The sequence below is a fragment of the Variovorax sp. YR266 genome, assembly GCF_900107295.1.
Lineage (GTDB): Bacteria > Pseudomonadota > Gammaproteobacteria > Burkholderiales > Burkholderiaceae_C > Variovorax.
This window is the reverse complement of record NZ_FNPM01000004.1, coordinates 423721-440553: the sequence shown is the minus strand read 5'-3', so window position 1 is coordinate 440553 and position 16833 is coordinate 423721. Positions and strand designations below refer to the sequence as shown.

Annotated in this window: 17 protein-coding genes; 6 read left to right on the top strand and 11 right to left on the bottom strand. The window is 68.2% G+C overall.

The window, feature by feature from the left end; translation table 11 throughout:
- Position 1: 1 nt before the first annotated feature.
- Positions 2–1492, bottom strand: coding sequence for an Asp-tRNA(Asn)/Glu-tRNA(Gln) amidotransferase subunit GatA (gatA, locus tag BLW48_RS13900; RefSeq protein ID WP_093175497.1), 1491 nt, complete (start codon positions 1490–1492; stop codon positions 2–4).
- On the bottom strand, positions 1492–1791 hold the full coding sequence (gatC, locus tag BLW48_RS13895) for an Asp-tRNA(Asn)/Glu-tRNA(Gln) amidotransferase subunit GatC (RefSeq protein WP_093053537.1): 300 nt from the start codon (positions 1789–1791) through the stop codon (positions 1492–1494). The genes gatA and gatC overlap by 1 nt, the downstream gene beginning before the upstream one ends.
- Before the next feature lie 216 nt (positions 1792–2007).
- Here gatC and BLW48_RS13890 point away from each other — a divergent pair, with 216 nt between their 5' ends.
- The 4 genes from BLW48_RS13890 (at position 2008) to mrdA (ending at position 6644) form a co-directional block, all read left to right on the top strand.
- Entirely contained in the window at positions 2008–3051 is a 1044-nt protein-coding gene (locus BLW48_RS13890) for a rod shape-determining protein (RefSeq protein WP_007833435.1), read from the top strand.
- 86 nt (positions 3052–3137) lie between these two features.
- Complete coding sequence (mreC, locus tag BLW48_RS13885; RefSeq protein WP_093053541.1) at positions 3138–4100, top strand: rod shape-determining protein MreC; 963 nt, start codon at positions 3138–3140, stop codon at positions 4098–4100.
- Positions 4097–4618: a rod shape-determining protein MreD gene (gene mreD, locus BLW48_RS13880; RefSeq protein WP_093076761.1), complete on the top strand. Its 522-nt coding sequence runs from the start codon at positions 4097–4099 to the stop codon at positions 4616–4618. Before mreC ends, mreD begins: the two co-directional genes overlap by 4 nt.
- A 55-nt stretch (positions 4619–4673) precedes the next feature.
- Positions 4674–6644 carry a penicillin-binding protein 2 gene (gene mrdA, locus BLW48_RS13875; RefSeq protein WP_093175494.1) on the top strand — a complete coding sequence of 657 codons (1971 nt, stop codon included), beginning with the start codon at positions 4674–4676 and terminating at the stop codon, positions 6642–6644.
- Positions 6645–6651: 7 nt separating this feature from the next.
- On the opposite strand, the gene fahA is transcribed toward mrdA, so the two are convergent.
- Genes fahA through BLW48_RS13845 form a run of 6 tightly spaced genes read right to left on the bottom strand, consistent with a single transcriptional unit; the run spans position 6652 to position 13119 of the window.
- Entirely contained in the window at positions 6652–7917 is a 1266-nt protein-coding gene (fahA, locus tag BLW48_RS13870; protein ID WP_093175492.1) for a fumarylacetoacetase, read from the bottom strand.
- Positions 7918–7939: 22 nt separating this feature from the next.
- Entirely contained in the window at positions 7940–8923 is a 984-nt protein-coding gene (locus BLW48_RS13865; protein ID WP_093175488.1) for a Bug family tripartite tricarboxylate transporter substrate binding protein, read from the bottom strand.
- The gene (gene hmgA, locus BLW48_RS13860; protein ID WP_093175486.1) at positions 8920–10230 is read right to left on the bottom strand and encodes a homogentisate 1,2-dioxygenase; all 1311 of its coding nucleotides are present in this window, start codon (positions 10228–10230) and stop codon (positions 8920–8922) included. Before hmgA ends, BLW48_RS13865 begins: the two co-directional genes overlap by 4 nt.
- Before the next feature lie 48 nt (positions 10231–10278).
- The gene (locus tag BLW48_RS13855; RefSeq protein WP_093054237.1) at positions 10279–10479 is read right to left on the bottom strand and encodes a DUF2783 domain-containing protein; all 201 of its coding nucleotides are present in this window, start codon (positions 10477–10479) and stop codon (positions 10279–10281) included.
- Positions 10480–10484: 5 nt separating this feature from the next.
- Positions 10485–12122, bottom strand: coding sequence for an FAD-dependent oxidoreductase (locus BLW48_RS13850; RefSeq protein ID WP_093175483.1), 1638 nt, complete (start codon positions 12120–12122; stop codon positions 10485–10487).
- A 37-nt stretch (positions 12123–12159) separates the two neighbouring features.
- Positions 12160–13119 carry an MBL fold metallo-hydrolase gene (locus tag BLW48_RS13845; RefSeq protein WP_093053563.1) on the bottom strand — a complete coding sequence of 320 codons (960 nt, stop codon included), beginning with the start codon at positions 13117–13119 and terminating at the stop codon, positions 12160–12162.
- 162 nt (positions 13120–13281) lie between these two features.
- On the opposite strand from BLW48_RS13845, the gene BLW48_RS13840 reads away from it, so the two are divergent.
- Together BLW48_RS13840 and BLW48_RS13835 are read left to right on the top strand one after the other, a co-directional pair.
- Positions 13282–14145: an IclR family transcriptional regulator gene (locus BLW48_RS13840; RefSeq protein ID WP_093175480.1), complete on the top strand. Its 864-nt coding sequence runs from the start codon at positions 13282–13284 to the stop codon at positions 14143–14145.
- Entirely contained in the window at positions 14142–14894 is a 753-nt protein-coding gene (locus BLW48_RS13835) for an SIR2 family NAD-dependent protein deacylase (protein WP_093053570.1), read from the top strand. Before BLW48_RS13840 ends, BLW48_RS13835 begins: the two co-directional genes overlap by 4 nt.
- Before the next feature lie 6 nt (positions 14895–14900).
- Here the strand turns inward: BLW48_RS13835 and BLW48_RS13830 are convergent, their stop codons facing one another.
- The 3 genes from BLW48_RS13830 to BLW48_RS13820 are packed head-to-tail and all read right to left on the bottom strand — an operon-like array spanning position 14901 to position 16825.
- Complete coding sequence (locus tag BLW48_RS13830) at positions 14901–15122, bottom strand: hypothetical protein (RefSeq protein ID WP_093053572.1); 222 nt, start codon at positions 15120–15122, stop codon at positions 14901–14903.
- A gap of 30 nt (positions 15123–15152) precedes the next feature.
- Complete coding sequence (locus BLW48_RS13825) at positions 15153–15839, bottom strand: ABC-type transport auxiliary lipoprotein family protein (RefSeq protein WP_093053575.1); 687 nt, start codon at positions 15837–15839, stop codon at positions 15153–15155.
- A gap of 26 nt (positions 15840–15865) precedes the next feature.
- Positions 15866–16825, bottom strand: a complete 960-nt coding sequence (locus tag BLW48_RS13820; RefSeq protein ID WP_093053578.1) for an MlaD family protein — start codon at positions 16823–16825, stop codon at positions 15866–15868.
- Positions 16826–16833: the final 8 nt, after the last annotated feature.

Below are 16833 nucleotides of genomic sequence, written 5' to 3'. Positions count from 1 at the left end.
CTCAAAAGCCCTCCGGCGTGCGTGCGTGCCAGTCGGTGGCCTGCTGGAAGCGGTGCGCTGCGTTCAGCAGCTTCGCTTCGCCGAAGTAGTTGCCGATCAGCTGCAGGCCCACGGGCATGCCGCCGTCGAAGCCCGCGGGCACGCTCATGCCGGGCAGGCCGGCCAGCGAGGCGGGCAGCGTGAAGATGTCGGCGAGGTAGTCGGCCACGGGGTCGTCGCCGTGTTCGCCGAGCTTCCATGCGGTGGTGGGCGCAGCGGGGCCGGCGATCACGTCGCACTGCTTGAAGGCCTGCTGGAAGTCGTCGGCGATCATGCGGCGCACCTTCTGCGCCTGCAGGTAGTAGGCGTCGTAGTAGCCGTGCGAGAGCACGTAGGTGCCGATCATGATGCGGCGCTTGACTTCATCGCCGAAGCCTTCGGCGCGCGTGCGCTCGTACATGTCGGACAGGTCTTTGTACTGCTTGGCGCGGTGCCCGAACTTCACGCCGTCGAAGCGGCTCAGGTTGCTCGAGGCCTCGGCCGCGGCAATGATGTAGTACACGGGAATCGACAGCTCGGTGCGCGGCAGCGTCACCTCGACGCGCTTGGCGCCGAGCTTTTCGTACTGCGCGAGTGCGGCGTCGATGGCTGCGCGTACGCCGGGCGCCACGCCTTCGCCGAAGAACTCCTTCGGCACGCCGATGCGCAGGCCTTCGAGCGAGTCGTTCAGCGAGCGGCCGAAGTTCTCGGCGGGCTTGTCGAGCGAGGTCGAATCGCGGTCGAGGTCAGGGCCGCAGAAGGCCGACAGCAGCAGCGCGCAGTCTTCGGCCGAGCGGGCCATCGGGCCGGCCTGGTCGAGGCTCGACGCAAAGGCCACCATGCCGTAGCGCGAGGCGCGGCCGTAGGTGGGCTTGATGCCGGTCACGCCGCAGAACGACGCGGGCTGGCGGATCGAGCCGCCGGTGTCGGTGCCGGTGGCTGCGGGAGCCAGGCGTGCCGCGACTGCAGCCGCGCTGGCGCCGGATGAGCCGCCCGGAATGCGCTCGCGGTTCCAGGGGTTCTGCACGGGCACGGCCTTGTCGTGGCCCACGGCGGGCACGGCGATGTTCTCGTTGGCCGAGCCCATGGCGAACTCGTCGCAGCTCAGCTTGCCGAGCGTGACCGCCCCGGCTTCGGCCAGGCGCCTGACCACGGTGGCGTCGAAGGGCGAGCGGTAGCCCGCGAGCATCTTCGAGCCGGCGGTGGTGGCGAAATCGGCGGTGACGAAGATGTCCTTGTGCGCGATCGGCACGCCGGCCAGCGTCGGTGCGTTGCCGGTGGCAATCAGTGCGTCGGCGGCGCGGGCCTGGGCCAGCGTGACTTCTTCATTGACGTCGACGAAGGTGCCGAGCGACTCGTGCGCCTTCATGCGGCCGAGAAAAACCTGCGAGGCCTCGACGGCCGAGACCTTGCGCTCGGCCAGCGCCTTGGCCAGCGCGACCACGCTCATCTGGTGCAATTCACCGCTGCTCATTATTCGATCACCTTCGGCACGAGAAACAGGCCGGCTTCGACGGCCGGGGCGCTCTTCTGGTTGGCTTCGCGGTTATTGGGTTCGCTCACCACGTCGTCGCGCAGGCGCAGCGTGATGTCTTCGAGCGCGGCCACCGGATGGGCCAGCGGTTCGACGCCCGTGGTGTCCACGGAACGCATACGTTCGACTAAATCGAAAAAGCCGTTGATCTGGCTGAGCATGCGCTCGCTTTCATCGGAGGCAAGCTGCAGCCTCGCCAGAGAGGCAATGCGCTCGATATCGGAAGCGGAGAGTGACATAGGTCGGAACGGCCCAAAAAAGCGAAGGTAATCGCACGCCGAGGCGGGTGCTAATACAGGAATCAGAGGGGATTCGGGTATTATCCCGCCTTTGCCGCAACCCCCGCGAACGCGCCGGCTTTTGCGCCAAAAACGATCAATTCACCCCGTCAAACGACCCAAAAAATAGAGTGACGACCTGCCGATGCGCAGGCCGTACTCAGAGGAATTCCGCACATGTTTGGAGCTTTCCGTCGGTACTTTTCCACCGACCTTGCGATCGACCTCGGCACCGCCAACACCCTGATATTTGCCCGTAACAAGGGCATCGTGCTGGACGAACCCTCGGTTGTCGCCATTCGCCACGAAGGTGGCCCCCACGGCAAGAAGGTGATCCAGGCCGTCGGCCGCGAGGCCAAGGCCATGCTGGGCAAGGTGCCCGGCAACATCGAGGCGATCCGCCCGATGAAGGACGGCGTCATTGCCGACTTCGTGATCACCGAGCAGATGATCAAGCAGTTCATCAAGATGGTCCACCCGCGCACGCTGCTCACGCCGAGCCCGCGCATCATCATCTGCGTGCCCTGCGGCTCCACCCAGGTCGAGCGCCGCGCCATCAAGGACGCGGCCGAAGCAGCCGGCGCCACCTCCGTCTACCTCATCGAAGAACCCATGGCCGCGGCCATCGGCGCGGGCCTGCCCGTCAGCGAAGCCTCGGGCTCGATGGTGGTGGACATCGGCGGCGGCACCACCGAAGTGGGCGTCATCAGCCTGGGCGGCATGGTCTACAAGGGCTCGGTGCGCGTCGGCGGCGACCGCTTCGACGAAGCCATCATCAACTACATCCGCCGCAACTACGGCATGCTGATCGGCGAGCCGACGGCCGAAGTCATCAAGAAGAACATCGGCTCGGCCTTCCCGGGCTCCGAAGTCAAGGAAATGGAAGTCAAGGGCCGCAACCTTTCCGAAGGCGTGCCGCGCAGCTTCACCATCAGCAGCAACGAAGTGCTGGAAGCCCTGACCGATCCGCTCAACAACATCGTCTCGGCCGTGAAGAACGCGCTGGAACAGACGCCGCCCGAGCTGGGCGCCGACATCGCCGAGCGCGGCATGATGCTGACCGGCGGCGGCGCGCTGCTGCGCGACCTCGACCGCCTGCTGGCCGAGGAAACCGGCCTGCCGGTGCTGGTGGCCGAAGACCCGCTGACCTGCGTGGTGCGCGGCTGCGGCATTGCGCTGGAGCGCATGGACCGTCTCGGCAGCATCTTCACGAGCGAGTAAAAGGCGAAAGCCATCATCGGCCGGCCTCTGCTTGCGCAGGCCGGCTTTTTGTTATTTGATTCCGCACCACCGCCGGGTCTGAATTCATGCCTCTGGGCACGCTCGATCGCACAGCGCCACCCCTGTTCAACCAGGGGCAGTCGGCGCTCAGCAAGCTGATCTTCTTCGGCGCGCTGTCCCTGTTCCTCATGGTGGCCGATGCGCGCTTTCACATCGTGCAGCCGATCCGCGCGGCCATCGGCGCGGTGCTCTACCCGGTGCAATGGGTGGCGCTGAAGCCGGTGCAGGCCGTGCTGGGGGGCGGGCGCTACCTCGAAGACCTGAAGACCGCGCAGCGCAACGAGGAAGACGCCCGCAAGGCGCTGATGATGCAGGCCGAACGCGCCGCCCAGGCCGACACGCTGCTGCAGGACAACGCCCGCCTGCGCGAGCTGCTCGAACTGCGCCAGACCACGGCCACGCCGGGCCGCGCGGCCGAGGTGCTCTACGACGCGGCCGACCCCTACACCCGCAAGATCGTCATCGACCAGGGCCTGACCCAGGGCGTGGCGCCCGGCTCGCCGGTGATCGACGCGCGCGGCGTGCTCGGCCAGGTCACGCAGGTGCTGCCCTTCACGAGCGAGGTCACGCTGGTGATCGACCGCGATCTTTCCATTCCCGTGCAGAACACCCGCACCGGCGTGCGCAGCGTGGCCTTCGGCGACGCCTCGGCCCACGGCGGCGGACTGGAGCTGCGCTTCATGGCCGCCAATGCCGACCTGCAGGAGGGCGACCTGCTCTCCACCAGCGGCGTCGACGGCATCTACCCCGCCGGCCTGCCGGTGGCGAAGATCGAGCGCATCGAGCGGCGTGCCGACTCGGCCTTCGCCCGCATCTACTGCGTGCCGCTGGCCCATGTGACGGCTGCGCGCTATGTGCTGGTGCTCGAGCCCACCGGCACGCCGGCCGCGCCGCCGCCTGCCGCGCCCGCCGCCGCCCAGCGCAAGCGGCCTGAAGGCAAGCCCGGCGCGGGCAAGAACGAAAAGAAGCCTGCGGGAGCACGCCCATGATCAAGCGTCCAGGCCAGCAGCAGCTCCTGCTGCCCGTCAGCCCGCTCTTCATGTGGAGCAGCCTCGTGGTGGCGCTGCTCATCAACATGATCCCCATCGGCCGCGCGGTCTGGATGCCCGACCTGCTGGCGCTGGTGATCGTGTTCTGGGGCGTGCACCAGCCCGCGCGCGTGGGCATCGGCGCGGCCTTCGTGTTCGGCTTGTGCATGGACGTGCACCAGTCGTCGATGCTGGGCCAGCATGCGCTGTCCTACACCACGCTGGGCTTCTTCGCGATCACCATCCACCGGCGCCTGCTCTGGTATCCGGTGCTGTCGCAGGCGCTGCAGGTGCTGCCGCTCTTTGCGCTGTCGCAGCTGATCGAGGTCGTCACGCGGATGATCGGCGGCGGCGTGTTCCCGGGGTGGTCTGTGCTGATCTCGCCCGCCATCGAGGCTGCGCTGTGGCCGCTGGTCACGGCGTTGTTGCTCGCGCCCCAGCGCCGCACCCCGGAACCGGACGAGAACCGCCCCCTCTAAGCCCTGCCTGCCGCATTTGCCAAAAGCGACTGCACGCGCCTAAGCTCCCACCGCCATGACCGAAATCCGCAACGTCGCCGCCGACCTCGCGCGCTTCAAGCGCCGCGTGATCGTCATTGGCCTGGCGGTGCTCTTCGCGTTCAGCCTGCTGTGCGCGCGGCTGGTGTACCTGCAGGTCACGCGCCACGAAGACCTGGCCGAGCAGGCCGAGAGCAATCGCACGGCCGTGGTGCCGGTGGTGCCCAACCGGGGTCTGATCCTCGACCGCAACGGCATCGTGCTGGCCTCGAACTATTCGGCCTACACGCTGGAGATCACGCCCTCGAAGGTGAACGACGTCGAGGAAACCATCGACAGCCTGACCCAGGTGCTCGAAGTCTCGCCGCGCGACCGCCGCCGCTTCAAGCGCCTGCGCGAAGACTCGCGCAGCTTCGACTCCATTCCGATCCGCACCCGCCTGAGCGACGAAGAGGTGGCGCGCTTCGCGGCCCAGCGCTACCGCTTCCCGGGCGTGGAAATCAAGGCGCGCCTGTTCCGCAACTACCCGCAGGGCGAGCTGGCCTCGCACGTGCTCGGCTACATCGGCCGCATCAACCAGCGCGAGAAGACCGCGATGGAGGACTGGGACGAAGAAGACCAGGCCAACTACAAGGGCACCGACTACATCGGCAAGCTCGGCATCGAGCAGAGCTACGAGAAGACGCTGCACGGCCAGACCGGCGTCGAGCAGATGGAAACCTCCGCGGGCGGCCGCGCCGTGCGTCGCCTGGCCAGCCACCCGGCCACGCCCGGCAACACCGTGATGCTGTCGCTCGACATCAAGCTGCAGAAGCTGGTGGAAGACATGTACGGCGACCGGCGCGGCGCGCTGGTGGCCATCGACCCCAAGACCGGCGAGGTGCTGGCCTTCGTGAGCAAGCCCACCTTCGACCCCAACCTGTTCGTCGAAGGCATCGACAACGAAAGCTGGGCGGCGCTGACCGAGTCCCTCGACAAGCCGCTCCTGAACCGCGCCCTGCGCGGCACCTACCCGCCCGGCTCCACCTACAAGCCCTTCATGGCAATGGCGGCCTTGCAAACCGGCAAGCGCGGACCCAACGTGGTGGTGAACGACCCCGGCTATTTCAACTTCGGCGGCCACCGCTTCGGCAGCCCCGAAGGCAACCTGGGCGGCGTCGACATGCGCCGCTCGATCCAGCTGTCGAGCAACATCTACTACTACTCGCTGGCCAACGAGATGGGCGTGGACCTGATCCACGACTTCATGAAGCCATTGGGCTTCGGCCAGATCACCGGCATCGACCTGGGTGGCGAGGTGCGCGGCGTGCTGCCCAGCACCGAGTGGAAGCGCAACACCTACAAGCGTCCCGAGCAAAAGAAGTGGTACGCGGGCGAGACCATCTCGCTGGGCATCGGACAGGGCTACAACGCCTTCACGATGCTGCAGCTGGCACAGGCCACGGCCATCGTGGCCGACGGTGGCCTCAAGCACAAGCCGCACCTCGTGCTGGCCACGCGCAATACCGTCAGCGGGCAGGTGGTGCCGCTGCCACAGCCGCCGGCGGAAAACCTCGGCTTCTCGGCCGCCAACGTCGCGGTGGTCCGCGACGGCCTGACCAGCGTGGTCACTGCCGGCACGGCGCGCGGCGTGTTTGCGGGCGCAGCCTACCAGGCAGCCGGCAAGACGGGCACGGCGCAGGCGGTAACGCAGGCGCAGAACACCAAGTACAACGCGCGCGCCCTCGAAGAACACCAGCGCGACCACGCCCTTTTCATGGCCTTCGCGCCCGTGAACGACCCGAAGATCGCCGTGGCCGTGATCGTGGAAAACGCCGGCTGGGGCGCGGGCGCCGCGGCCCCCATCGCGCGCCGGGTGTTCGACTACTGGCTTGCGAACCAGTACCCGAGCGAGGCCGACCTGGCGGCCATCAAGACCGGCAAGGCGACCGCGCCGATCGGCAAGCCGCGCGTGGCAAGTGAAGTGGCGTGGCCGGCGCCCGTGGCGACGCCCACCACCGCGCCCTGATACCCCTTCAGACCACCGTTCCGCTGACTTCGCCGAGGCCGATGCGCACGGCGCCCGCGCGCTCGCAGTAACCGCGAATGATCAGCGTGTCCCCGTCTTCCAGGAACGTGCGCTTCTCGCCATTCGGCAGCGTGATCGGCTGCTTGCCGCCCAGCGTCAGTTCCATCATCGAGCCGGCCTCGTCGGGCTTCGGGCCCGACAGCGTGCCCGAGCCCAGCAGGTCGCCCGGCTGCAGGTTGCAGCCGTTCACCGTGTGATGAGCGATGAGCTGCGCGGCCGTCCAGTAGGCGGCCTCGGTGGTGTTGCCGCGCGTGAGCAGCGCCGGTGCAACGCCTTCGGCGCGCATCTTCGCGGTCTGCAGCAGCACTTCGAGCGTGATGTCGAGCGCGCCGCTCTCGCGGTTCGATGCCGAGTCGAGATACGGCAGCGGCTGCGGGTCTTCCGCGGGCCGCTCGAACTTCGCACGGAACGGCGCCAGCGCCTCCATCGTCACGATCCACGGCGACAGCGAGCTCGCGAAATTCTTCGAGAGGAAGGGGCCGAGCGGCTGGTACTCCCAGGCTTGCACGTCGCGCGCCGACCAGTCGTTGAGCAGCGTCACACCGAACAGGTGGTCTTCGGCTTCGCCGATGGCAATGGGTTCGCCCTGCGCGTTGCCGCGGCCTACCAGGAAGCCCAGCTCCAGCTCGTAATCGAGCCGCTTCGAGGGGCCGAAGCTCGGCTCGGTCGCATCCGGCGCCTTGGTCTGGCCCTGCGGGCGCTTGAAGCTCTGGCCGCTCACGACAATGGACGAAGCGCGGCCGTGATACCCGATGGGCACCCACTTGTAGTTGGGTAGCAGCGGCTGGTCGGGGCGGAACAGCTTGCCGACGGTGGTCGCGTGATGGATGCCCGTGTAGAAGTCGGTGTAGTCGCCGATGCGGCAGGGCACCGTCATCTCGGCCTTGGCCTGCGCCAGCAGCGCCTTCGACCACGCGGCCTGCTTGTCGCTGCCTTCGGCGAGGCCAGCGGAGATCGCAGCGCGCAGGGCCTGGCGGTCCTTGATGCTGGCGTTCATCAGCACGTTCATGTCGTCGGTGTCGACGAGGCCCGCTGCGCGCAGGTCGAGTACCTGGTCGCCGATGGCGACGCCGATGCGGAAAGCCTCGCTGCTGCCGGCCGTGCGGAAGCGGCCGAGGGGCAGGTTCTGGATCGGGAAGTCGGTGCCGGCTTCATTGGCCGAGGCGACCCAACTGCGCAGCTTCGGGTCATGGGTGGCGTTCAGTGCGGTCATGGATGTCTTTCTGTGAATCGGTTCAGTCTGCGGTCATGCCGGCCCTTTTGGCCACATCGCCCAGGCGCTTGTATTCGGTCTCGGTCAGCGTGGTCAGCTCCTGCGCGGTCGAGCCGCGCGGCGAGAAGCCGGCCTGCGCCAGCTTGGCCTTCACGTCAGGCATGGCAAGCGCTTCGACGAAGGCCTCGTTCAGCGCCTTGACGATCGGCGCCGGCAGCTTCGCCGGGCCGTACACGCCGAACCATGGCTCCAGCGCGTAGCCCTTGAGCCCGGCTTCGGCCATCGTCGGCACGTCGGGCAGCGAAGGCGAGCGCGTGGGGCCCGCCACTGCCAGCGCGCGCAGCTTGCCGGCCTGTATGTGCGGCAGCGAGGCCGGCAGGTTGTCGAACATCACGCCGATGTTGTTGCCCAGCATGTCGGTGATGGCCGGGCCGCTGCCCTTGTAGGCGACGTGCACGAGCTCGGTGCCGGTCATCTGCGCGAACATCACGCCGGCCAGGTTCATCGACGTGCCGGCACCCGCGGTGGCGTAGGGCAGGCCGGGGTTCTTCTTCGCGGCGGCAACGAGGTCGGGCACGGTCTTGATGGCCGAGGCCGCCGGCACTTCGAGCACGATGGTCGAGGTGCCCAGCAGGCTGATGGCCGTGAAATCCTTGCGTGGATCGAAGGCCATCGATTTGTAGATGTGCGGGTTCAGCGCGTTGGTCGAGATGGCGCCGAAGCCGATGGTGTAGCCGTCGGGCGCGGCCTTGGCCACCGCGTCCATGCCGATGTTGCCGCCCGCGCCGCCGCGGTTGTCGATCAGCACCGGCTGGCCCAGCTTCTCCGACACCTTCTGGCCCACGGTGCGCGCCACCAGGTCGGTGGTGCCGCCCGGCGTGTAGGGCACGATGAAGCGGATGGGCTTGGACGGAAAGTCGGCGGCCTGTGCGATGTGCACGAGGAAGGGCGCCGCCAGCAGCGCCACGGCCGCCGCCCGGCGGGTGAGGGTGAATGCGTTCTTCATGCCTTGAACTGGTCCTTCAGTCCCGCCCAGCAGTCCGCGTAGTCGGTGTCCAGCGCAGGGCTCTTCAGCGCGAAGTTCGTCGGAATGAAGCGGTAGCGGCTCTCGAACATGAAGGCCAGCGTGTTGTCCAGCTTGTGCGGCTTCAGGTCGGCGTGCGTGGCCTTGTCGAAGGCTTCCTCGTCGGGGCCGTGCGGCACCATGCAGTTGTGCAGGCTCGCGCCGCCGGGCTTGAAGCCGCCCGGCTTGGCGTCGTACTCGCCCAGCACCAGGCCCATGAACTCGCTCATGAGGTTGCGGTGGAACCATGGCGGGCGGAATGTGTTTTCCATCACCATCCAGCGCGGCGGGAAGATCACGAAGTCGCAATTGGCCGTGCCGGGCGTGTCGCTGGGCGAAGTCAGCACGGTGAAGATCGACGGATCGGGATGGTCGAAGCTGATCGAGCCGATCACCATGAAATGCGCCGTGTCGTACTTCACCGGCGACAGGTTGCCGTGCCAGGCGACCACGTTGAAGGGCGACTGCTTCATCGGCGCCTGCCAGAAGCGGCCACCGAATTTCTTGACGATTTCGTAGGCGCCTTCTTCCGATTCGAAAGCCGCCACGGGCGCCTGGAAGTCGCGCGCGTTGGCCAGGCCGTTCGAGCCGATCGGGCCGAGCTCGGGCAGGCGGAAGTGCGCGCCGTAGTTCTCGCACACGTAGCCGCGCGAGAGCCCGTCGGGCAACGCCACCTTGAAGGCCATGCCGCGCGGCAGCACCGCGATTTCGCCGGGCTTCACGTCGAGCACGCCCAGTTCGGTCGTGATGACGAGGCGGCCCTGCTGCGGCACCAGCAACATCTCGCCGTCGGCGTTGACGAAGGCGCGGCGCTCCATCGAGCGGCCCGCGAGATACATCAGCGAGCCGATGCCGACCTGCGACTCGGCATCGCCGTTGGCCGCGATGGTGCGCATGCCGTCGACGAAGTCGAGGTCGGCCGCGCCGTCCAGCGGCTGCGGATGCCAGCGCAGGGGCTCGGGCGGCAGGGGGATCTCGCGGTCGGCGCCGGTCGTCCAGTGCGCCTGCGCGTAGGGCTGGTAGCGGCCCGAGACCACCGAGGGCTGGCGACGGTACAGCCAGGTGCGGCGGTTCTCGTGGCGCGGCGCGGTGAAGGCGGTGCCGGAGATCAGTTCGGTGTACAGGTCGAAGGGCCCGCGCTGCGGGTTGTTGCGGCCCTGGGGCAGGGCGCCGGGCACCGCCTCGGAGGCGTATTCGTTGCCGAAGCCGCTCTGGTAGCGCCGTTCGGAGGCTGGGGTTGCTGGGGTCATGGGCTTCTCTTTCGAAAGTCGCAATGAGGAGGTCGGGATGCGTGCAGCCTAGCCGGCACGCGCCGCCTCGAAGGCTTCGCGCAGCACCGCGAGCGAGCCGACGTGGTTGGCCAGCACGAGCACGAGGCGCGCATTGAAGGCATGGCTTTCTTCGGTGGAAAGCCCTTGATGCGCCTCGATGAGCGCTTCGTAGAAGTCGTCGGGCGCTTCGAGGTTCGGTGCGGTGGTCAGGTGCTGTTGCTGCTGCATGGTGTTCACGCCTTTGCCAGTGCGCGGCCGATGGCTGCGCGGATGTTTGCCGCCGTGGGTCGCCTCCAGCGCGCGCAAACGTGCTGGTCGGGCCGCAGCAGGTAGACGGTGCCGGGCTGCGCGTCGTAGCGCTGGGTGGTGAGTGCGACGTCGGCGCCGCCGCCTTCCACGTGCACCACGTGCAGCGGAAAGTCGCTCGCCTTCAGCGCCTGCAGGCTCCGCTCGGCCGTCTCACCCTGGCCGAACACGAGTGCGGTGAACTGCGAGACATGGCACTCGCGCAGCAGCCAGCCGGTGCTGCCATCGGCGCGCACGACAGGCGCATCGGCCGCCGCGGCGCCCGGCACCATCACGCCGGCGAAGGCGTCGGCATCGGCCGTGTTGAGCGGCGAATCGCGCAGCACCGTGGCCACCGACAGCCGCCCGCTGTTGACCAGCGTGCGCGCAAAGGCGTGGCGCTTGGTCAGCTCCAGCACCGCGTCGCGGAAGAGGCGGCTCACCTCGCTCTTGGGCGTGATGAAGTCGGTGGCGCGTGTGGAATTGCGGATGTTCTCGTCGGCCGCGAACTCGCGCTCGCTGGCGTAGCTGTCGAGCAGCGCATCGGGCGCGTCGCCCCGCACCACCGCCGCGAGTTTCCATGCGAGGTTGTCCGCGTCCTGCACACCCGAGTTGGCGCCGCGCGCGCCGAAGGGCGACACGCCGTGCGCCGAGTCGCCCGCGAACAGCACGCGGCCGTGGCGGAAGTGCTCCATGCGCTGGCAGGCGAAGGTGTAGACGCTGGCCCAACCGATCTGGAACTGCACGCCTTCGAAGCCGATGCTGTCGAGCAGCGCACGCACGCGCGGCGTGATGTTCTCGGGCTTGCGTTCCTCCACCGGGTCGGCGTCCCAGCCGAGCTGGAAGTCCACGCGCCACATGCCGTCGGCCTGCTTGTGCAGCAGCACGCTCTGGCCGGGGTGGAACGAAGGGTCGAACCAGAAGCGCCGCTCGGTGGGCAGGTGTGCGTCCATCGTGATGTCGGCGATCAGGAAGCGGTCGCGAAACACGCGGCCTTTTGCTTCCTGGCCCAGCAGCTGGCGCAGGTTGGAGCGCGAGCCGTCGCAGGCGGCAACGTAGTCCGCGTGCAGCCGGTAGTCGCCCTCGGGCGTCTCCACGGTCAGCACCGCGCCGTCGTCGCGTTGCTCGATGCCCGTGACCTTGCTGTTCCAGCGCAGGTCGATCAGCGGCAGCGTGGCCGCGCGCTCGACGAGGTAGCCCTCGACGTAGTACTGCTGCAGGTTGATGAAGGCCGGGCGCTCGTGGCCGGGCTCGGGCAGCAGGTCGAAGCGGTAGACCTGCTCGTCGTGGAAGAACACCTTGCCGACGTTCCACGACACGCCCTTGTCGACCATGCGGTCGCCGCAGCCGAGGCGGTCGAAGATCTCCAGCGTGCGCTTGGCGAAGCAGATCGCGCGCGAACCGCTTGAGAGGGTGTTGTCGTTGTCGAGCAGCACCACGGGCACCTGCCGCAGCGCAAGGTCGATGGCCAGCGCGAGGCCGACCGGGCCGGCGCCGACGATCACCACCGGGTGGCGGGCGGGCGTGGCCGAGTCCTGGTCAGCGTGGCGGCGATAGTCGAAGCGCAGGCTCTGATAGTCGATCACGTGTTGTCTCCGTGTCTTCTTCTGTCGTCTCGCGCAATCAGCCTTCCAGTGCCTTCCACATCTCGATGTCGCGCTCGGCCGTCCACACGCGCGGGTCGGCATGGCCCGAGGCCTCGTCGTAGGCGCGGCTCACGTCGAAGGGCATGCAGTGGTCGAAGATCACCCACTGGCTGTACTTGGGCTTGAGCTTCTCGTAGGTGTCCTTGTAGACCGCGTTCAGGTCGCGCCCGGCCTTCACGCCCTCTTGCACGCTGGCGTACACGTCGGAGATGAAGTTGCGCGTGCCGGTCAGGCCCTCGGCCACTTCGGCCGGCGTGGTCAGCGCGGCGCCGCGGCCCGGTACCAGCGCGGCGGGCTTCAGGGCGGCGATGTTGTCCAGCGTCTGCGGCCAGTCCTTGAAGTAGGCGTCGCCGGCATACGGCGTGGCGCCGAACTCGACCAGGTCGCCCGACAGCAGCGTCTTCTCGCCCGGCAGCCAGACGACGGTGTCGCCCTTGGTGTGGCCGCGGCCAAGCTGGATCAGCTGCACTTCCAGCTTGCCGAGCCACAGCGTCATCTTGCCGGTGAAGGTCATGGTGGGCCAGGTCAGGCCGGGCGGCACCGTCTCGACGTTCTGGAACAGGCGCGGGAAGCGGCCGATTTCGCTGGCCTTGTCCTGCTCGCCGCGCTCGACGATCAGGTCGCGCGTGTCCTGGCTGGCCAGGATGTGTTCGGCACCGTAGCCCGCCGCGCCCAGCACGCGCACCGCGTGGTAGTGCGTGAGCACCACGTACTTGATGGGCTTGTCGGTCACTTCGCGGATGCGGCGCACCACGTCGGCCGCCATGGCGGGGGTGGCCTGGGTGTCGGCGACCAGCACGCAGTCGTCGCCGATGACGATGCCGGTGTTGGGGTCGCCCTCGGCGGTGTAGGCCCAGGCATGTTCGGAGATCTGGCTGAAGGTGATCTTCTTTTCTTCCATGTCGGCCTGGCTGGCGAATTTCTTGGCTTGGCTCATCGGTTGTCTCCGTCTGTGGGGTGGGGGTGGGTGAGTTTCGGGATTTGGAATTCGTCTAATCTGAACGAATTCGCGGTGAACGAATTTCCGCAGTGTAAGCCGCTGATCAGTTAATGTCTAATCCCTTCTTCATGAACGAACGACCAGAAGGCGAGGCCGGCCATGGCAGCCAGTGACACCGACCGCGCCCAGCGCGGCATCCAGAGCATCGAAGTCGGCGGCCAGCTGCTGCGCGCGCTGGTGCACCACGGCCGGCCCATGGCGCTGAAAGACCTGGCGCGGGAAGCCGACATGACGGCCGCCAAGGCGCACCCGTACATGGTCAGCTTCGGGCGCCTGGGCCTGATCGAGCAGGACCGCGCCAGCGGCCACTATCTGCTCGGCCCGCTCGCCTTGCAACTGGGGCTCATCAGCCTGCAGCAGGCCGACCCGGTGCACATCGCCACCCCGCTGATCGCCCAGCTGGCCCAGCAGACCGGGCACACCGTGGCGCTGGCCGTGTGGGGCGCGCGCGGCGCGACCATCGTGCGCACGGCCGAATCGCCCTCGCCGGTGCACGTGAACATGCGGCACGGCACGGTGTTCTCGCTGACCAACACGGCCTCGGGCCGTGTATTCGCAGCCTTCCTCGATGCCGACGCGGTGCGCCAGCTGCTCGAGGACGAGCGCCAGCGCCAGAAGCAGCGCAAAGGCACCGAGCCCGCTCCGGCCGCCGGCATGCCGCCGGTGCAGCCGCTGCCCTCGTGGAGCGACTTCGAGCGCCAACTGCAGGAAGTGCGCGCGCACGGCATCAGCCGCTCCGACGGCGAGGTCATCGAAGGCGTGAGCGCCATGGCGGCGCCCGTCTTCGACCACACTGGCGCCATCGTGTTGGCCGTGACCGCCATCGGCCCGGCCGGCATCTTCAATACCGCGTGGGACGGCGAGATTTCCCGCGCGCTCAAGGCCTGCGCGGACACCGTGTCGCAGCGCCTGGGCGCCACCGCCAACCCGCCTGCCGCGAATCCCCCCAGACCAGAGCGATGACGCCAGTCACACCAGACATCTCTTCTTCTCTTCGCGCAGCCATTGAGCTGCTGAACAATGCCCGGCGCATCGTCGTCTTCTCCGGCGCCGGCCTGTCGCGCGCCTCGGGCATCCCGACCTACCGCGACGCCGACGGCCTGTGGAAGAACCAGAACGCACTGCAGTTCTCGCATGCCGAAGACCTTCAGCGCGACCCTTCGGGCTTCACGAAATTCTGGGCGCAGCGCCTGTCGCTGATCGAGTCGGCGCAGCCCAACCCGGGCCACACTGCGCTGGCGCTGCTGCAAAGGCTGCGTCCCGCCACCCGGCTGGTCACGCAGAACGTCGACGGCTTGCTGACCCAGGCAGGCGGGCTAGACGTGCTCGAACTCCACGGCTCATTGCGCCGCTGGCGCTGCGACCGCTGTGGCAACCGCAGCGGCCCATGGCCTTTTCACCGCTGCCTGCGCTGCGGCTCGCACGCGCGGCCCGACGTGGTGATGTTCGGCGAGATGCTGAACGAAGGCGTGCTGCTCGATGCGCAGGTGGCCGCTCAGGAGTGCGATCTGTTCATGGTGGTCGGCAGCACGACCATCGTCTACCCGGCGGCCGAGCTGCCGCAGACCGCGCTGGCGCATGGCGCGCGGCTCATCGCGCTCAACCTGGAGCCGCTGCCGCACCTGGACGAGGCCGCGACCGTGGTGCTGCGCGGCGCCTCTGAAGACCTGCTGCCACAGCTGCTGGCAGCCTTGCCAGGCCTCAGGGGCTGAGGGCGATCAGCCCTTCTTGCCGCCCAGCAGCACCAGCGCTCCGCCCACCACGATCACGGCCACGCTGGCCCAGGTGGGGAAGTTGACAGTCTGCTTCTCCTTCATCGAGAACTCCAGCGGGCCGAGCTTGGCTTCGTGGGTTTCCTTGGTGAAGCTGAAGCTGCCGAGGCCCAGGGCGGCGATGCCGGCCACGATCAGCAGGATGCCGACGATGCGTGTTGCGTTCATGGGGTCGATCCTCCGTCCGTTGAATGGCTGCTATTGCCGGGGTTGCTGCGGCGTTTGCTGCTGCAACTGGTCCACCCATTGCACCACCTCGGCCATCGCGGCATCGCTGGCCGAGATCAGCGCCTTCACGCCGCCGGGGGCGTCGGCGCTGGAAGCAGGGCGGCGCACGGTGAAAGTGCGCTGGCCAAGCACGCGGTCACCGGCGGGCGCGCTGCGGACCAGCGTGGCGCGCAGGCGCACCAGGCCCACGCTGGCGCTGGCCGAATCGAAGTAGTGGCTGAACTCGTCGAGCGAGATGCGCAGCGTGTCGGGCGTCTCGCCCCGGCTGCGCGAGATGGTGGCGCTTTCTTCGGGGCCGAGCACGGTGCGGCGCTCCGACAGCGTGTCGCGCAGCCGTTGGCGCAGCAGCTGCGCGGGCGGCAGGCTCCAGCGCGACTGGCCGTAGGGGCGCAGCTCGTTGGCGTCGGCGTACCCCAGCCGGTAGAGGATCTGCGTGCCGTCCAGGCGGGAGTTGCTGTCGAACTCGGCGAGCGCCAGCGTGGGAAGGGTGGCCGCGGCAGGCGCAGCGGCAGCAGCAGGCGCCGTCAGGCCGGGGCCGAAGTCGTACAGCGTGGTGCGTGCGGGCTTGTCCGGCAGCGCACCGCAGCCTGCGACCAGCAGCGCGGCGCCGAGCGCGATGGCGGCCGGGTTCATCAAGGAGCGAATGGCGTTCTTCATGGTGGATGGTCCTCCCTGGATGCTGCTCAGGGCCGCGTCGCAGCGGGCGCGCTGAACCCCGGCTCGCCCGGGCCCGCGACTGCGCCGCCGTTGCCGAACAGCAGCGATTGCGGGTTGTCGTTGATGTTGTCCGCCGCGCGGCCCAGCCGGCGCACGGCGTGCGAGGTGTCGTCAGCCACGCGGTTCACACGCGGCAGCGTCGCCGCGTTGAACGAATCGACCGCCTGCGCCAGCGCCTTGGTGCCGTCGCTCAGCCGCTCGACCGGGCCGTCGGGCGCGTTCAGCCGGCCCACGGTGGTGTTGAAGTTGGTGGCTACGCGCGAGACGTCGCCGGCCGCCTTCTTCACCGAGGCCAGCGTGTCGGGCAGCTTCGTCAGTGCGGGGTTCAGTCCGGTCTTCACCGTGTTGTCGAGCGTCTTGAGCAGCGTGTTGGCGCTGGACGAGGCGGCCGCGATGTTCTCCAGCGCTTCGGCCGCGCGCTTCTGGTTGGGGTCGCTCAGCAGTTGGTTGGCGCGCTTCGTCACTTCCTCGACCTGGTTGATGATGGCCTCGCCGCGGTCCTGCAGCTGCGCCAGCATCGAGGGCTTGAGCGGAATGCGCGGCGGGTTGTCGTCGTCCGGCTTCAGCGACACCGTCGACTCGCCCTTGTCGTCCAGCGCGATGAAGGCCAGGCCGGTCACGCCCTGGTAGCTCAGCGTGGCAAAGCTGGAGGTGGTGAGCGGTACGCGCTCGTCGACCGTGATGCGCACGCGCACATTGCCTTTCACCTTGGGGTCGAAGTCGATCGACGCCACCTTGCCCACCGCGATGCCGCGGTAGCGCACCATGGCCTGCGGCTGCAGGCCGCTGACGGCGTCGCGTGTGGACAGCTCGTAGATGTTGCGCACGGTGTTGTCGCGCGTGAACCAGATCACCAGCCCGACGAGCGCGGCGATCAGGCCGAGCACGAAGGCGCCGGCGGCGAGGGCGTGGGCCTTGTTTTCCATGGTGGCTA

What these genes read in the sequence shown, in the direction of transcription:
- gatA (WP_093175497.1), bottom strand. Translation starts at nt 1,492, where the DNA reads ATGAGCAGCGGTGAATTGCACCAGATGAGCGTGGTCGCGCTGGCCAAG.
- gatC (WP_093053537.1), bottom strand. Translation starts at nt 1,791, where the DNA reads ATGTCACTCTCCGCTTCCGATATCGAGCGCATTGCCTCTCTGGCGAGG.
- BLW48_RS13890 (WP_007833435.1), top strand. Translation starts at nt 2,008, where the DNA reads ATGTTTGGAGCTTTCCGTCGGTACTTTTCCACCGACCTTGCGATCGAC.
- mreC (WP_093053541.1), top strand. Translation starts at nt 3,138, where the DNA reads ATGCCTCTGGGCACGCTCGATCGCACAGCGCCACCCCTGTTCAACCAG.
- mreD (WP_093076761.1), top strand. Translation starts at nt 4,097, where the DNA reads ATGATCAAGCGTCCAGGCCAGCAGCAGCTCCTGCTGCCCGTCAGCCCG.
- mrdA (WP_093175494.1), top strand. Translation starts at nt 4,674, where the DNA reads ATGACCGAAATCCGCAACGTCGCCGCCGACCTCGCGCGCTTCAAGCGC.
- fahA (WP_093175492.1), bottom strand. Translation starts at nt 7,917, where the DNA reads ATGACCGCACTGAACGCCACCCATGACCCGAAGCTGCGCAGTTGGGTC.
- BLW48_RS13865 (WP_093175488.1), bottom strand. Translation starts at nt 8,923, where the DNA reads ATGAAGAACGCATTCACCCTCACCCGCCGGGCGGCGGCCGTGGCGCTG.
- hmgA (WP_093175486.1), bottom strand. Translation starts at nt 10,230, where the DNA reads ATGACCCCAGCAACCCCAGCCTCCGAACGGCGCTACCAGAGCGGCTTC.
- BLW48_RS13855 (WP_093054237.1), bottom strand. Translation starts at nt 10,479, where the DNA reads ATGCAGCAGCAACAGCACCTGACCACCGCACCGAACCTCGAAGCGCCC.
- BLW48_RS13845 (WP_093053563.1), bottom strand. Translation starts at nt 13,119, where the DNA reads ATGAGCCAAGCCAAGAAATTCGCCAGCCAGGCCGACATGGAAGAAAAG.
- BLW48_RS13840 (WP_093175480.1), top strand. Translation starts at nt 13,282, where the DNA reads ATGGCAGCCAGTGACACCGACCGCGCCCAGCGCGGCATCCAGAGCATC.
- BLW48_RS13835 (WP_093053570.1), top strand. Translation starts at nt 14,142, where the DNA reads ATGACGCCAGTCACACCAGACATCTCTTCTTCTCTTCGCGCAGCCATT.
- BLW48_RS13830 (WP_093053572.1), bottom strand. Translation starts at nt 15,122, where the DNA reads ATGAACGCAACACGCATCGTCGGCATCCTGCTGATCGTGGCCGGCATC.
- BLW48_RS13825 (WP_093053575.1), bottom strand. Translation starts at nt 15,839, where the DNA reads ATGAAGAACGCCATTCGCTCCTTGATGAACCCGGCCGCCATCGCGCTC.
- BLW48_RS13820 (WP_093053578.1), bottom strand. Translation starts at nt 16,825, where the DNA reads ATGGAAAACAAGGCCCACGCCCTCGCCGCCGGCGCCTTCGTGCTCGGC.